This window comes from Bacillus sp. 204(2023), assembly GCF_037027505.1.
Classification (GTDB): Bacteria; Bacillota; Bacilli; order Bacillales; family Bacillaceae; genus Bacillus; species Bacillus subtilis.
This window is the reverse complement of sequence record NZ_JAXCHE010000002.1, coordinates 285250-299664: the sequence shown is the minus strand read 5'-3', so window position 1 is coordinate 299664 and position 14415 is coordinate 285250. Positions and strand designations below refer to the sequence as shown.

General features: G+C 43.4%; 16 protein-coding genes, 1 riboswitch and 1 other annotated feature. All 16 genes read right to left on the bottom strand.

Annotated elements, in window-relative coordinates:
- Positions 1 to 66: 66 nt before the first annotated feature.
- Positions 67 to 978 (bottom strand): RluA family pseudouridine synthase, encoded by a 912-nt coding sequence (locus WA279_RS05990; RefSeq protein WP_322393300.1) that lies wholly within the window; start codon positions 976 to 978, stop codon positions 67 to 69.
- A gap of 1 nt (position 979) precedes the next feature.
- Positions 980 to 1444, bottom strand: a complete 465-nt coding sequence (gene lspA, locus WA279_RS05985; RefSeq protein ID WP_014663906.1) for a signal peptidase II — start codon at positions 1442 to 1444, stop codon at positions 980 to 982.
- Between the two features lie 103 nt (positions 1445 to 1547).
- Positions 1548 to 1922 (bottom strand): sporulation-related RNA polymerase-binding protein YlyA, encoded by a 375-nt coding sequence (gene ylyA, locus WA279_RS05980; RefSeq protein ID WP_014479740.1) that lies wholly within the window; start codon positions 1920 to 1922, stop codon positions 1548 to 1550.
- A 144-nt stretch (positions 1923 to 2066) separates the two neighbouring features.
- The gene (gene ileS / locus WA279_RS05975; RefSeq protein ID WP_015252129.1) at positions 2067 to 4832 is read right to left on the bottom strand and encodes an isoleucine--tRNA ligase; all 2766 of its coding nucleotides are present in this window, start codon (positions 4830 to 4832) and stop codon (positions 2067 to 2069) included.
- Between the two features lie 52 nt (positions 4833 to 4884).
- Positions 4885 to 5111 (bottom strand) — a binding site (T-box leader).
- Positions 5112 to 5173: 62 nt separating this feature from the next.
- Positions 5174 to 5668, bottom strand: coding sequence for a septum site-determining protein DivIVA (divIVA, locus tag WA279_RS05970; protein WP_003221468.1), 495 nt, complete (start codon positions 5666 to 5668; stop codon positions 5174 to 5176).
- A 93-nt stretch (positions 5669 to 5761) separates the two neighbouring features.
- Complete coding sequence (locus WA279_RS05965) at positions 5762 to 6535, bottom strand: YlmH family RNA-binding protein (protein WP_015383612.1); 774 nt, start codon at positions 6533 to 6535, stop codon at positions 5762 to 5764.
- A gap of 60 nt (positions 6536 to 6595) precedes the next feature.
- The gene (locus WA279_RS05960) at positions 6596 to 6868 is read right to left on the bottom strand and encodes a YggT family protein (protein WP_003221463.1); all 273 of its coding nucleotides are present in this window, start codon (positions 6866 to 6868) and stop codon (positions 6596 to 6598) included.
- A gap of 6 nt (positions 6869 to 6874) precedes the next feature.
- On the bottom strand, positions 6875 to 7330 hold the full coding sequence (gene sepF, locus WA279_RS05955; RefSeq protein ID WP_014479735.1) for a cell division protein SepF: 456 nt from the start codon (positions 7328 to 7330) through the stop codon (positions 6875 to 6877).
- On the bottom strand, positions 7327 to 8019 hold the full coding sequence (locus WA279_RS05950; RefSeq protein ID WP_336154648.1) for a YggS family pyridoxal phosphate-dependent enzyme: 693 nt from the start codon (positions 8017 to 8019) through the stop codon (positions 7327 to 7329). The genes sepF and WA279_RS05950 overlap by 4 nt, the downstream gene beginning before the upstream one ends.
- Before the next feature lie 6 nt (positions 8020 to 8025).
- Positions 8026 to 8862: a peptidoglycan editing factor PgeF gene (gene pgeF, locus WA279_RS05945; protein ID WP_336154646.1), complete on the bottom strand. Its 837-nt coding sequence runs from the start codon at positions 8860 to 8862 to the stop codon at positions 8026 to 8028.
- Positions 8863 to 9024: 162 nt separating this feature from the next.
- Positions 9025 to 9270, bottom strand: a complete 246-nt coding sequence (locus WA279_RS05940; protein WP_003232153.1) for a YlmC/YmxH family sporulation protein — start codon at positions 9268 to 9270, stop codon at positions 9025 to 9027.
- A 60-nt stretch (positions 9271 to 9330) separates the two neighbouring features.
- Positions 9331 to 10632, bottom strand: coding sequence for an N-formyl-4-amino-5-aminomethyl-2-methylpyrimidine deformylase (gene ylmB / locus WA279_RS05935; RefSeq protein ID WP_336154644.1), 1302 nt, complete (start codon positions 10630 to 10632; stop codon positions 9331 to 9333).
- Between the two features lie 87 nt (positions 10633 to 10719).
- A riboswitch (TPP riboswitch) is annotated at positions 10720 to 10821 on the bottom strand.
- Between the two features lie 12 nt (positions 10822 to 10833).
- Complete coding sequence (locus tag WA279_RS05930) at positions 10834 to 11628, bottom strand: ABC transporter ATP-binding protein (protein WP_021479328.1); 795 nt, start codon at positions 11626 to 11628, stop codon at positions 10834 to 10836.
- Positions 11629 to 11775: 147 nt separating this feature from the next.
- Positions 11776 to 12558 carry an RNA polymerase sporulation sigma factor SigG gene (sigG, locus tag WA279_RS05925; protein ID WP_009967190.1) on the bottom strand — a complete coding sequence of 261 codons (783 nt, stop codon included), beginning with the start codon at positions 12556 to 12558 and terminating at the stop codon, positions 11776 to 11778.
- A gap of 139 nt (positions 12559 to 12697) precedes the next feature.
- Positions 12698 to 13417 (bottom strand): RNA polymerase sporulation sigma factor SigE, encoded by a 720-nt coding sequence (sigE, locus tag WA279_RS05920; protein ID WP_003221446.1) that lies wholly within the window; start codon positions 13415 to 13417, stop codon positions 12698 to 12700.
- A 62-nt stretch (positions 13418 to 13479) separates the two neighbouring features.
- Complete coding sequence (gene spoIIGA / locus WA279_RS05915) at positions 13480 to 14409, bottom strand: sigma-E processing peptidase SpoIIGA (protein WP_038828183.1); 930 nt, start codon at positions 14407 to 14409, stop codon at positions 13480 to 13482.
- Positions 14410 to 14415 lie beyond the last annotated feature (6 nt).

The following is a 14415-nucleotide window of genomic DNA, read 5'->3' as shown; positions in this document are numbered from 1 at the left end:
GCCTCTCTGGACTGTTTTAAAGAATCTATTCAGCTTCGTTTATTATTTCAGAAAAGAAACCATCTGTCAACCGTTTTTTCTGAGGTTTTCGATTAATTCTGCCATATCCTCAGGAAGCGGCGCTTCAAATTCGACATATTCTCCTGTTCGCGGGTGGTCAAAACCTAAAACGCCCGCGTGAAGCGCCTGGCCGTTAAAGTCGATTGTTTTTCTCGGACCATATTTCGGGTCGCCCGCTAATGGGAATCCGATATATTTCATATGAACACGAATTTGATGGGTTCTCCCTGTTTCAAGCTGGCATTCCACTAACGTAAAGTCCTGAAAACGCTCAAGCACATGAAAATGAGTGACAGCGTTTTTGCCATCACGTGTCACAGTCATGCTTTGACGGTCTTTTTTATCCCGCCCGATCGGAGCGTCAATTGTGCCGTCATCATGAGAAATAAGCCCGTGAACAACAGCCGTATACTTTCGCGTGACCGTTTTGTTGACCAGTTGGTTTACAAGTGACTCGTGTGCCATATCATTTTTCGCCACCATTAATAAGCCGGACGTGTCCTTATCGATTCTGTGAACAATTCCCGGACGCATCACACCATTGATTCCGGAAAGGTCTGTGCAATGAGCCATAAGGCCGTTTACAAGTGTGCCCGTAAGATGACCGGGTGCTGGGTGTACAACCATTCCGCGAGGCTTATTGACAACCAGCACATCCTGATCTTCATAATAAATATCAAGGTCCATAGGTTCTGCCAGGACGTCGAGCGCTTCCGGTTCGGGTACAGTGACGGTCACCTGATCACCCGGCTGAATTTTATAATTCGCTTTCACCGCGCTCCCGTTCACGACAACCTGTCCGTCTTTTACCCATTGCTGAACCTGGGTTCTTGACCACTCATTCTCAGTTGATGCCAAAAATTTATCAATCCGCTCACTTTTTTGTTCTTCTGAAGCGGTTATATCAATTTGATTCATGCTATTGCTCCTTTTTCTTTTTCCCGCTGTCCAACAGCATTTGTATAAATAAAAGCATGACGCCGACACATAGTGAAGAGTCCGCGATGTTAAAAATCGGGTAATTGTAATTCACAATTATAACATGGATAAAATCCACAACTTCTTGTCTGACAGCCCGATCGATAAAGTTGCCGATGGCACCGCCAAGCATAAGCCCAAGGGCAACGCCAAGAAGCCTTTGTCCTTTTGTATAACGCTGTATGTAATAAACAATACCAATAATAACAGCGGTTGTTATGAGGTAGAAAAACCACATCTGACCCGCTAATATCCCCCATGCAGCACCCGTATTGCGATGGGAGGTGATATAGAATACCTGATCAATGATCGGAATGCTTTGGCCAAGTTCCATGTTCTTAACGACTAGCCATTTTGTCAATTGATCGGCTGCAATAATAAGTAGTGCAATTATATAATACAGCACAAACGTTCCTCCAGTTTACGGTTACTTTAATCCATTATGCATTTTATCAATAAAAAGCACTGGAGTAAAGAAATATCAGGCATATTAACTGGTCAGACACTGTTTATTCATACAGTGCCTGACCATATTCGATATCCGTTGATTTCCATATCGGAAGCGTTTTTTTTTCGAATTGGACAGAATAAAGAAAATCGTTTGCTGTTCGGGCCGTCGGCAGCACTGCCAGCTTTGCAAGAGGAATGGGAGCCCCGGTTTCTTCACAGTATCCGAATGTGCCGTTTTCGATTTTTGACAATGCAAGGAGAACGTCTTGAAGCTCTTCTTTAATGTGATAGATCAGAGTTGCTTTTTGTTTATGATTGATTGCTGCTTGCGGGCTTGTAGAAACCTGAAAGCAAGAATACTCAAATAATCTCGACTGTAATTCTTCTTTCATCAGAAGAAGTTCCGTGTAAATTGCGGTCAGTTGATCATTCATTCTTCACAACTCCTGCTCTTAACGTAGTACCTTTATTGTTGCCTATGAATGATGATCTAAAGCCCATAAGATTTTTCCTGCCGTTCTAAAGGATGTCACTCTTGGCACAAAAAAAGCCCGGCTTTTCCGCCGGGCTCTTTTGCATTATTTTTGATAGTATTTTTCAACGATTTCAGCGTTGCGTAATGAAAGTGTAGGATATTTCGGATTTGCTCCTACATCTTTTGAAATCACACGTGATCTCTCACACATTTCGCCTTCCGCTTTCTCGACAGCGATTTTACCCGTCGCAAAGCTTTGCGCATCGTTCGGTGCTTCATTTTCTTCGCTGATTGTCAGTTCAGACACAATAAACAGCTGAGAAAGGTTTTCTTTTATGGAAGCCAAGAGCTCCTTGTTTTCTTTGTTTGGATACAATTTCAGGTTTGCTTCCAAAGATTTACCGATAATTTTTTCATTTCGCGCAGTTTCTAATGCTTTTAACACGTCATCACGAAGAGCCATAAAGCGGTCAAATTTTTCTTCAGTCGCTTCACTGTTTGGAACCGCGATTGTTTCCGGCATATCGGTCAGCTGAACGCTCTGCTCTTCAACAAATGTTAAATGAGACCACAATTCGTCTGCCGTATGTGGAAGGATAGGCGCTGAAAGCTTCACTAATGCAAGAAGCGTTTCGTAGAATACTGTCTGCATGCTGCGTCTATCCGGATGATCCGCATGCTCGATGTAGACAATATCTTTTGCAAAATCAAGGTAGAATGAGCTCAATTCGATTGTGCAGAAATTATGAATGCTGTGATACACAACCGCAAATTCGTACTCATCATACGCTTTTTTCACTTTATCAATCAGCTTGTTCAGCTTAATCAGCATATACTGATCCACTTCACGAAGATCTTCGACAGCCACCGCATTTGTTTTTGGATCAAAATCGAAAAGGTTGCCGTGAAGGAAACGGAACGTGTTGCGGATTTTACGATATACTTCCGCAACCTGCTTTAGAATGGCGTCAGACACGCGAACGTCCGCCTGATAATCCACTGAAGATACCCATAATCTTAAGATGTCGGCACCAAGCTGTTTCATGACTTTAGCCGGAACAACAACGTTACCGATTGATTTACTCATCTTGCGTCCTTCTCCATCCAGTGCGAACCCATGGCTGAGCACACCTTTATACGGCGCTTTCCCTGTTACGGCTACTGCTGTAGAAAGAGAAGAGTTAAACCAGCCGCGATATTGGTCAGATCCCTCTAGGTATAAATCAGCCGGGCGAACGAGGTCATCACGTTCTTCAAGCACTGCTTGATGTGAAGAGCCTGAATCAAACCAAACATCCATGATATCCTGTTCTTTTGTAAATGTGCCGTTCGGGCTGCCAGGATGCGTAAAGCCTTCCGGAAGAAGATCCTTTGCTTCTTTTTCAAACCAAATGTTTGATCCGTGCTGTCTGAACAATTCAGAAACATGTTCAATGGTTTCATCTGTAATAATCGGTTCTCCGTTTTCAGCGTAAAATACCGGAATCGGCACACCCCACGCACGCTGTCTGGAAATACACCAGTCTCCGCGGTCCCGAACCATGTTGTGCAAACGCTGCTCGCCCCATTCAGGAACCCATTTGGTTTCTTTAATGGCATCCAGCAGGTCTGATCTGAAATCTTTAATAGACGCAAACCATTGCGCTGTCGCTCTGAAAATGGTTGGTTTTTTTGTTCTCCAATCATGCGGATAAGAGTGAGTAATGAATTCAAGCTTCACAAGTGCGCCTTTTTCTTCAAGCTGCTGTGTGATCGCTTTGTTTGCATCATCATAGAACATGCCTTCAAAGCCAGGAGCTTCGCTTGTCATTACACCTTTTTCATCGACCGGGCAAAGCACATCTAAACCGTATTTTTGGCCGATGATAAAGTCATCTTCCCCATGTCCTGGCGCTGTATGAACACAGCCTGTTCCGGCATCAGTTGTTACGTGTTCACCAAGCATAACGAGAGAGTCTCTGCCATATAGCGGGTGTTCAGCGATAATGTTCTCAAGGTCTTTCCCTTTGACCGTTCTTGTCACTTCATACTGATCAAATCCGCATGCCGATGCAACATTTTCGACTAAGGCACTTGCTACGACAAAGCGGTCTTCACCTACTGCAATCACGCTGTACTCAAGATCAGGGTGCACTGAGATTCCGAGGTTCGCCGGAATTGTCCAAGGCGTTGTTGTCCAAATGATGATGCGCTCGCCGTTTTCAAGAACGCCTTTTCCGTCTTTTACACCAAAAGCGACGTAAATAGATGCTGAACGTTTATCTTGATATTCGATCTCGGCTTCAGCCAGAGCAGACTCACTTGAAGGTGACCAGTTAACCGGTTTAAGGCCTTTGTAAATGTAGCCTCGTTTTGCCATTTCACCAAATACGCGGATTTGCTGCGCTTCGTATTCCGGTTTTAATGTCACATATGGGTTTTCCCAATCACCGCGGACACCAAGACGTTTGAATTGCTCACGCTGTCCCTCGATTTGCTTCCAAGCGTACTCTTCGCATAGTTTGCGGAATTCCGCTACTGACATTTCTTTGCGGTTGACCTTTTTGTTTTTTGTCAGAGCTGTTTCAATTGGCAATCCGTGTGTATCCCAGCCCGGCACATACGGTGCGTTGTAGCCGCTCATTGATTTATAGCGGACAATGAAGTCTTTCAAAATCTTGTTAAGTGCATGGCCCATATGGATGTCGCCGTTTGCATACGGAGGTCCGTCATGTAAAACAAATTTCGGGCGGTCTTTCGTCCGTTCCTGCACAAGACGATAGATATCCTCTTCCTCCCATTTTTTTTGAATGTCAGGCTCCCGGTTTGGCAAATTTCCACGCATCGGGAAATCTGTTTTCGGCATTAAGAGCGTGTCTTTAAAATCCATTTTCATTCCTCCACTGCATTTTTTCAGAAAATAAAAAAAGCCCTCTCATCCCATAAGGGACGAGAAAGCTTATCTCGCGGTACCACCCTTTTAGAAAAAGCAAGCATACACTTTTTCCTCTTGAGCATCGTAACGTGATGAACGTCCTAACCTACTGTGAGTTCAGCAAGGAAACTAAAGGGCTGATCTACATGATTCCGGCCATCCCGGACTCTCACCATCTCCGGGTCGCTATGAAGGCCTGAAGGAAACATGACTGTCCCTTTCAACCGTTTTTTCATCTGAATTTATGAACGTATTATATTCGACAAGCTAAGAAAATGTCAAGATAATCAGAGAATTTATTCCTTTTCCTCAAATACAGCGTCGACTTCATACTCAAGGAGATGATCCCAATCGTCATTTTTCAGAAGATCAAGCTGAGCTTCAATCAGCATTTGGAAACGTGTTCTGAACACTTTAGACTGTTTTTTCAGCTCTTCAATTTCCATTGCAATTTTTCTTGATTTTGATAACGATTCGTTGATAATGCGATCAGCGTTTTTCTCCGCTTCCCGAACAATCAGCTTTGCCTCTTTTTGAGAATTGCGTTTTACGTCTTCAGCCGCTTCTTGAGCAACTAAAATTGATTTATTCAATGTTTCCTCAATATTTGCAAAGTGTCCGATTCTTTCATCAAGCTCATTGACTTTCGCTTCAAGCTCCGTTTTCTTGCGGAGAACAATTTCGTAATCTTTTCTGACTTGGGCTAGGAATTCATTTACTTCATCTTCATCATATCCGCGAAAACTTTTTGTAAACGTCTTGTTGTGAATATCATTTGGCGTTAATGGCATGATGCCACCTCCATTTTTACATTTCAGTACGGTTATCTAGTTCACATTATAAAACAAATTTCGCACAGATGGAGAAAAAAACTGAAAAACCGACTATTTTTGTCGTTCAAACGTAACTCTCCATTTGTCTTTTTTGGTTTTCCCTTCGATTTTTGTTAAGCTGCACCGACCAAAACCTCTGATAGACAGCATGTCCCCTTCCGCGACTATGTATGAAGGATCTTCAACCACCTTCCAGTTCACTTTCACGAGGCCGTTTTTCACAAGCGTCTGTGATTTCTGGCGGGATTGCCTGCTCATAGAGGCGCAGACGGCGTCAAGCCTTAAAGAAGAAACCGTGTCATCTCTTATTTCGACATCAACTGCTGGAATGTTAAGGTCTGACAAGTCGATTTTCTCTAGGCTAACCGCCGCTTTGCCTGCTTGGGTCAGTTGTGCAGCCACAAAATCAGCGGTATCGGCTGAGACAATCAATTGCACTGCTGTCTCAGAAAACACGATGTCACCGAATTTTTGCCGCTTTAACCCTATGCCCATTAATGCACCAAGCAGAGAACGATGATCTACTGAGACAAACTTGTCAGCATAACGGACGTTAAACGCCTGCAATTCAAAATCCGATTCTTCCGGAGTAATGTACTCTGGATACAGAATCGCCCGTTTCCGCTCCGCTCTGTCATAGCCGCCGGAAAAAGCAAGCCCGACGTCAGCCTGTCCCGTAACAGCAGAGAGGATGACCTGCTCTCGGGGATCTAAAAAGTCGGTCAGCTTCATCCGGTACTGCTCCTGGACAATTCTTTTCCATTCGAGCGCCTGATCAATAAAGGCCCGCTCGTCTTTTCTGAAGTGCTGATATATATCGCTCATCGTCTTTCCCTTCTATGTAAAGAGGCTTGGCTGCTGCCAAGCCCCTATCAAACTGTCACATTAAAACGCAATCATGCGATAAAGTCCCCACAAGCCGGTTGTCGCAAACCGAAGCACAAGTATTGCTACGATTGGTGAAATATCCAGCATTGCAATCGGAGGAATGATTTTTCTGAATGGTTCGAGATATGGTTCACAAATCGAAGCCAAAAAACGCCCGACTGCTGTTTCCCTCGTACTCGGCACCCATGACATAAAAATATATATGATCAGGGCAAATGAGTATATTGTGATTAATAAGCTTAAAACCGAAAAAACTTGATAAAGGATCATCTCGCTTTACCACCTCTGATGTTCGTCTTCAGATATGAGCTCAGAAATTGTGCCTGATACATCTACGTTGTCAGGCGTGCAGAGGAAAATATCTGAGCCGATTCTTTGAATATCGCCGCCAATGGCATAAACGGTTCCGCTTAAAAAGTCTACAATCCGCTTCGCCTGGTCATGCTGTATCCGCTGAAGATTGACGACAACTGCCCGACGGTTCTTCAAATGGTCGGCTATTTCCTGCGCCTCCGCATAAACGCGCGGCTCACTCAACACCACTTTAGAGGATTTCTGAACACTTTGCAAGCTCACTACATTCTGTTTGCCCGAAGGTTTATTCCCCGTATAAGCCGGCTTTTCTTTTTGCTCATGCTCCTCATGAGATTCCCGCTCTGTCTCAATATATTCATATTCGTATTCTTCATCTTCCATTGAGAAAAAGTTTTTCAGTTTATTTTTCATACTCATTGCTGTACACCCCCTGTTTCATTTCCGACTAACGATGAGCCGATTCTAATATAAGTAGCTCCTTCTTCAATTGCAATTTCAAAATCATTTGACATGCCCATCGACAGTTCAGTACACGGAGCGTTCGGCTGGTTCAGCTTCTGAACCTGGTCACGGAGTTCTCTCAGCGACCTGAAACAGCTTCTGATCTGATCTTGATCATCAGTCAGCGGAGCCATTGTCATCAGCCCGGCAACAAGGATATGTTCGAAACCGGAAAGCTCCTGTATGAATGGAATGACTTCTTCTTTTTTCATGCCGTGTTTAGAAGGCTCAAGAGAGGTATTGACCTGCACAAAGCATCGTACAGTACCTTCAGCCCGTTTTTCAATTTCTTTCGCTAATGAGAGCCGGTCTAGGGAATGGATATAGGAAACCGCATTGACGACAGATTTTGCTTTTCTAGATTGCAGACTGCCGATAAAATGCCATTCCGGATTCCCTTTTATCAATTCCTGTTTGCGGAGCAGTTCCGCATCCCGATTCTCTCCGAGGCAGGTGATGCCAGCATCTACTGCCTCCTGTGCTCTTTCAGGCGATACATATTTAGTGACTGCAATAACCGTAACTTCATCGGAGCTGCGGCCCGATCTGTTACATGCTTCGTTTATTCGTTCGTTTATATGTCGTAAATTATCAACAACACGCAAGATCTTTTATGCCTCCTTCATTCCGATAAAGGACATCATCCGTCCAGTTTTCCCCTGATCGCGGCGGTGAGAATAGAAAAGAGACGGCTCGCTTTCCGTGCATAAACCGCTGACAGAAATTTGTTCACTTGCCAAACCGCTGTCCATCAGTATAAGACGGTTCAGCTCTTTCAGATCAAGCTGATATTGTGCCTTTGCCGTCTGATTAACGGCAAGGTCTGCTGAAACCGGCAATGCGCGGACAGCATCCATGACGCGGTCGTCTACCGTATAGCATACTCCGCTGATAGACGGGCCAATAACAGCGTAAATATCTGAGGGATTTGAACCTTCCTTCTCAGTCCATTGCTTCACCATTTCTCTGCCAATCTGTTTGACGGTGCCTTTCCACCCGGCATGGGCGACTCCGACAAGCGACTTAACCGGATCATAAAAGAAAAGAGGCACACAATCAGCAAAGCATAATGCCAAAAATACATTTTTTTCATTTGTATAGAGGCCGTCCGTTGCTTTTAGAGCCGTGTGATACTCACGGGCGCCTTTTCCCCTATCCCTCTGCGTCACTTTCTGAACGCGATTATCATGTGTCTGATCAGCGAATACCCAAGACTGCAAATCAGTATTAAACATATCGGCAATATATTCACGATTTTTAACTACATCTGCATCTTTGTCATGAACGTGCAATCCTGTATTTAACGATTCAAAAGGCTTTTGGCTGACACCGCCGTTTTTTGTCGTAAATCCGGCAATGACCTCTTTGTTGTTTTGATTCGTTTGAGCCCAGTCTTGTATCATGAGTGTCGAGGGTGTGGTAAGACTGAATGGGTGATATGTATTCATGATGATCCAACCTTTCGACAAACATTTAAAAAAGCGGAATTTCCCACTTATTTTACCACATCTTACTGCATTCGTTGAGCACCGATTTGCATATTTCTAAATGAAATGTGCCGGAAGAATCGAGACTTCCGGCATTTGCCAATCTGCGGCAGACAAGCAGGTTTATGCATGTGGTTCACTTAATCGGACCAAGATTACATCTTCCCCGATTTTTACAATATTTCGCCATGGAATGACCAATTCCTCTTCTTTTCCAAAAAATCCGAGAACTTTCCCATTTCCTCCTAGTATGATCGCCTGAATTTTACCAGTGGTCACATTGATATCAATATCACCAATACTCCCCAGCTTTTTTCCGTTTGAGACATTGACGACATCCTTTACCTGAAATTCTGAAATGCTGATCATTCCATCACGTCCTTTTTCCGTCCTTTTGTTCAAGTATATGAACGGGCAGGCTGAACCTTGTCAGCAAGAAGAAATTTTCATGTCATTGTTCTTTTTCCGGCTGCACCAGCTGATGATAAAATCGAGTATAATTTTTGTATACTCTACTAGCTGCTCAATCGATACCTTCTCGTTCACAGAGTGTGCATTGTGCAGATCTCCAGGACCGTATATTACGCATGGAATACCGGCATCATACAGCCATCCGCCATCTGTAACTGATTGAGAAACGTCAATAATTGGACACTCCCGTTTCACTTTCTGATGAGAGGCAGTTAGCGCTAAGACGCCTGGGTGGCCAGGGTCAACTTCCAATGCCGGAAAAATTTCTCCTCTGTCTTCTATCATAGATGAGCCTCCCCACTTGAATACAGGGCGGTTTTCCCTAAGCCAAATATCACTGTCACTCAGCCGATTGACGTAATCTTCTATTTCCGCTGCCACTTGGTCATGGGTTTCATTTGGATAAAAATGGACAGTGATCCACAGCCGGCATTCGTCCGCTATAAAAGCCGCATGTCTGCCGCCTTCTATAACAGCCGGGTTAATTGTATTTGTTCCGGGTTTAAAGCCGGGATAACTTTTCATAATAGACCAGTGGCGCTCAAGTTCACCGAGCCCCGCAATGATTTTCGCCATTTTTTCAATTGCGCTTGCTCCGAATGTTCCTCCCCCTGCGTGGATCATATTCCGTCTCGTTCCATCATGAAATGTTTGACTGCTTTTGATTTCGATCCAGCCTGTAATGACACCGCCTTGGCCTTGAATATGCATATCGCTCGTATCCGCGACAATTGCAAAATCAGCGTGGTAGCCCCTCTTGCAGCATTCAAGCGTGCCGGCTTCTCCAACTTCCTCCCCGATAACCGATTGCAGAATCAGATCTCCGGGAAGTTCAATGCCGGCTTCACGAATCAAATTGACAGCAAACAACACACACGCCATTCCGCCCTTCATATCGGAAGCGCCTCGACCGATTAAGAGACCGTTTTTTTCAATTGGATGAAATGGATCATGCTCCCATTCTTCATCCTCATTTACCTCTGCCACATCTACATGGCCATTGATAATCAGGCTATAATAATCTGCTGAATCTGTTCCTTTTAGCTTGCCGACAACATTGGGATCTCCAGGGTACACATCCCATTTGTCGATCGAGAATCCCAATTCATTTAAATATCCCGCAATCCATGACTGAATGCCCTCTGTATTTCTTGCAGGCGGAGCAGGTGTTTGATAAGAAATCAGCGTTTTCGCAAGCTGAATAAGCTCCTCCTTATGTTCTTCCACTTTTTTTTGCAAAGAGTCTATTTGTTGATCCAATGTAAATCCGCTCCTATTCTTTAAAATCAAAAAAGCCGTTTCAAATGTGATGAAACGGCTTAATAAAAACAAACGAAGTCCGATGTACTCCGCTTTTCACCGCTTCCCTCCGCTGGCATAATCCAGATCAGGTCAAAAGGGTTGAGACAAAGTCTCTCTCAGCTTCGCAAAGCACCCCTAGGATGAATCTATATATATTTGTCAGGCATTCGTTATCGGCTCAGCTCTTGTTAAAAACGGCCGATCCTGATTCCATAATACATGGATTGGCGTATCAAAAAAAGCGGAAAGTATTTGATCAGTAAGCATTTCCTTTATTTCTCCGGATCCAAAGACCTCTCCCTGTTTTAATAAAAGGGCTTTATCAAAGACAGGCAAAATTTCTTCAGCATGATGAGTCACATAAAGGATAGATGGTGCATTTTCTTTGTTTGCAATGTATGTAATCGTATCTAACAGCTTTTCCCGGGCAATAAAATCCAGTCCTGTGACTGGTTCATCCAGTATCAGCAGCTCCGGATCGGCCATTAGTGCTCTAGCAATCAACGCTCTTTGTTTTTCCCCTTGAGAAAGGGTTTCATAGCGGCGATCGGCATATTCAATTGCTCCCAAGTCCTCTAACAAACCAATCGCTTTTTCCCTGGTTTTCTTACTTGGCGTTTCATATAACCCAATCGAAGCGTAAGCTCCGCTCAAAGCAATTTCAAAGGCTGAATCTGCCGGATACAATTTTTGCTGAAGAGCTGCTGAGACGAGGCCAATTTTACGTCTGAGCTTTTCCCCAAGCTCTGTTTTGCCAAATTCATGGCCAAGCACCTGCATCTCGCCTGATGTTGGAAAATAATAAGAGCAAAGCATATTTAACAGCGCTGTCTTCCCGGCGCCATTTAGGCCGTAAAGCACCCAATTTTCCTTTTCTTCCACCTTCCAATGAATATCTCTCAGTATCCATTTCCCATTCCGTTTTAGTGAGACATTGTCAAGCTGCAAAATCATCGTGGTCCTCCTCTTTATTGCCTTTTATAATTGTTTTAATTTTCATAAAACTTTGTACGAACTAGGATACCTTACTTTTCCCAAAACGTAAACCATCCGTAATCAATAGAAAAGCCTTTAAAACAACATCGTTTTAAAGGCTTTTCATTATTGATGAATATTTTTATTCATTTGTTTGATAGCCGCTTTTTCAAGTCTGGACACCTGCGCTTGAGAAATTCCGATTTCCTCGGCGACTTCCATTTGGGTTTTCCCTTGGAAGAACCGCTTTCTCAAAATCATTTTTTCCCTATCGTTCAGCCTTCTCATGCCCTCTTTTAAAGCCAGCTCTTCAATCCATTGTGAATCTGTATTGCGCTCATCACTGATTTGGTCCATCACATAGATCGGGTCTCCGCCGTCGTTATAGATCGGTTCAAATAGAGAAACCGGATCCTGGATGGCATCAAGCGCAAATACAATTTCCTCATGCGGTACTTCAAGAACTTTTGCGATGTCTTCTGCAGTCGGCTCCTTGCTTGTCTCACTGATTAACCGCTCTCTTACCTGAAGCGCCTTGTAAGCGATGTCCCGAAGTGATCTTGAAACACGGATCGGGTTATTATCGCGTAAATACCTGCGGATCTCTCCGATAATCATAGGTACAGCGTATGTTGAAAACTTAACATTGTGGCTTAGGTCAAAATTATCAATGGATTTCATTAGTCCGATGCAGCCGACTTGAAATAAGTCATCAACATACTCCCCTCTGTTATTAAATCGTTGAATGACACTTAAGACAAGACGCAAGTTCCCGTTTACAAGCTTTTCTCTTGCTGAATCATCGCCTTCATCCTGCAGCTGCCTAAACAGCTTTCTCATCTCTTCATTCTTGAGTACTGGTAATTTGGAGGTATCCACCCCGCAGATTTCGACTTTATTTCTCGACACTTTTTTCCCTCCCTACAGGAGCTGCTGTACAACGTTAAGTATCTCCTTGGGTGGGAAAAATATGCACTGCACTCAGACCGAAAAACTGTCGAAATCAGGAAATCCCTGTAAAATCAAGGGGTTTAAACCATAAAATTTTTTACACCATTTTGTTGAACTCTTTTCTCAACCTTTTTATAATTCTTTTCTCAAGCCGCGAAATATAAGACTGAGAAATCCCCATCATATCCGCTACATCCTTTTGGGTTTTTTCTTCTTCACCGACAAGCCCAAACCGCAGCTCCATGATTTGCTTTTCTCTCTCATTAAGCTGTTCAAGCGCTTTTTTCAAAAGCTTTTTATCGACGTTAGCTTCTATGTCTTTAGTGATGATGTCATCGTCAGTGCCGAGCACATCAGAAAGCAAAAGCTCATTGCCGTCCCAATCAATATTAAGCGGTTCATCAAAGGAAACCTCTGAACGGATTTTGTTATTTCTTCTTAAATACATCAGGATTTCATTTTCTATACACCGGGAGGCATAGGTAGCAAGCTTGATTTTCTTTTCTGGATTGAATGTATTCACAGCTTTGATTAGACCGATGGTACCGATGCTGATTAAATCCTCTATATTAATTCCCGTATTTTCAAATTTACGGGCGATATATACGACCAGACGCAAATTGCGTTCAATTAGAATGGCTCGCGCCGCCTGATCGCCGTTGGGGAGCTTCATTAACAAAACCTGCTCCTCATCTTTAGATAATGGAGGCGGCAGGGCTTCACTCCCGCCTATGTAATAGACTTCATCACTTTTCAGCCCAAGTTTCATCAGCAGCTTATACCAGAGGTGCGTCAACCGTAATTTCAGTTTTTTCATCTTCCTCTCCCTTCTAAATGTCACGCCGTTTGAGTATGATAAGTAACGGACATTTGCGAACATTATGAAACGTGTTTGACAGCCTTGCCCGAAAGCATTTTCGGATGAATAATCGCGTCAAACTCTCCATCTGCCGACAGCTTTGTTGTGCTGATGCCGATTAAACATTTATCTGCAGAAATCATTTCTTCTTTTGTCATAATCGTTACGTGATCCGGTTTAACGCATAATAAAAATTGGTTTTGCTGACCAACTCCCCTGTATGGAATCAACCTCATTTTATCTAAAAAGCGAAAGGAATCATCGAGCTGTTCGATGGCTTCCAATGGGTCTGTGTTTCGAATGATCATCGTTTCGGCTGTTCCGAAAATCGGCTCCAGTTTATCAATGTAAATGATCATTACCGGCGTTTTTGTAAGAGGATCGTACAGCTGATTACCGGAATCAATCAGGCCTCTGACATGAAGTGTTTGGCTGCCCAAATCTGCCTGCACGCTGACTCGTTCCTCATATTGAATGTTTTTTGTTTCAATATCTTCAATTCTTCTTTTAGAAAAAAACCATAATACTGGAAAGCCCCCAACAATAAACAACCAGCTGATCGGGTCTCCAAACCCTGTTTGATTGGTTATCATAACACCGTTTTGAACAATAGAATTTGACTGCAGCAAAGAATGGGCTCCGATAATTCCTCCCCCCATTAAAAAAGTGGCAAAATAAAAGGAAAACAAATTTTGAAAGAAAAACCGAAATCTTTTAAAGCCAAATGTCACCACCACAATCACAACTGAAAAAGCTAGCTTCCCAGCCGGATGTTCAACAATCGGCGAAAAAGGAGTAAACATCAAAAGGACAATACTGGAACCGATGAACGCTCCGCCTACCAGTCTTCTTTTTTTTACATGCCGTTTTAAAATAAATGCCGTGAGCAAAAGCAAAAGTGCATCAAAACAAAAGTTTAACAGCCAAATGACATCTAAATAGATTTTCACATCTGA